Origin of the sequence: Bacillus pretiosus, from assembly GCF_051294775.1 — a bacterium.
Classification (GTDB): Bacteria; Bacillota; Bacilli; order Bacillales; family Bacillaceae_G; genus Bacillus_A; species Bacillus_A wiedmannii.
The window spans coordinates 1-287 of sequence record NZ_JBPPHF010000456.1 but is presented as its reverse complement, the minus strand read 5'-3'; the positions used below and the strand labels follow the sequence as shown (position 1 = coordinate 287).

Genomic DNA, 287 nt, shown 5'->3' with positions numbered 1-287 from the left:
ACCAAAGTATATAAAAACTAAATGGTAGATGTTCAATCTACAAATGAAAAGTTAGTAGAACGATCAAAACGCATTATTGTGGAAGCAACAGGTGTGAGCTATGAAATAGCAGCAGAGTGTTATGAAAACGCAGAACGTAATGTGAAAGCTGCGATTGTTATGGTGTTACTACAGTGTGAGTATGGGGAACCACTGAAGAAATTAAAAGAAGCGAAAGGGTTCGTGAAGAAGGCACTATAAAATAATAGGGAGGGGGATTCTATTATGAAGAAAGAAGAGAGAATGGC

At 37.3% G+C, this 287-nt stretch carries 1 pseudogene; it reads left to right on the top strand.

Features of this window, described 5'->3' with window-relative positions:
• Positions 1-240: pseudogene (murQ, locus tag ACSG5Z_RS31710) on the top strand (N-acetylmuramic acid 6-phosphate etherase); the annotation flags it as partial.
• Between the last annotated feature and the right edge of the window lie 47 nt (positions 241-287).